This is a genomic window from Vibrio sp. 10N.222.48.A3 (genome assembly GCF_041475345.1).
GTDB lineage: Bacteria > Pseudomonadota > Gammaproteobacteria > Enterobacterales > Vibrionaceae > Vibrio > Vibrio tasmaniensis_A.
On sequence record NZ_JBFRVX010001810.1, the window covers coordinates 1 to 393 of the forward strand.

The window sequence follows — 393 nt, forward strand, 5'->3', positions numbered from 1 at the left end:
TAACTACACTGGTGTCGATGCACTACTCAAAGCGGCTGATGAAAAAATGTACGAACAGAAACGACAAATTTTATAGGTTGGATTGGATCTGCTATTAGAATTTAGTTGCTGAATGTGGGGAAAAGCCTCAGAATACCGCGCTTTGCTCCTTATCAATCCTATTGATGAGCGAAAGCTGTAGCAACGACTTATTTCTGCGCGTTGCTCATACTAAATGTTATTCAACTGAGAAAATAATCTATGAGTTTTACCTCCCTTGGCCTTTCTGAACCGATCCTTAAAGCTATTGAAGCACAAGGTTACGATAAGCCATCACCAATCCAAGAGAAAGCCGTACCAGCTGTCCTAACGGGCAAAGATGTAATGGCCGCTGCTCAAACAGGTACAGGTAAA

At 42.0% G+C, this 393-nt stretch carries 1 protein-coding gene; it reads left to right on the forward strand.

What is annotated here, in order from left to right; genetic code table 11:
• Nucleotides 1-240: 240 nt before the first annotated feature.
• Nucleotides 241-393 (forward strand): DEAD/DEAH box helicase (locus tag AB4653_RS29010; protein WP_372106093.1); only part of this gene is annotated, 153 nt, incomplete at its 3' end.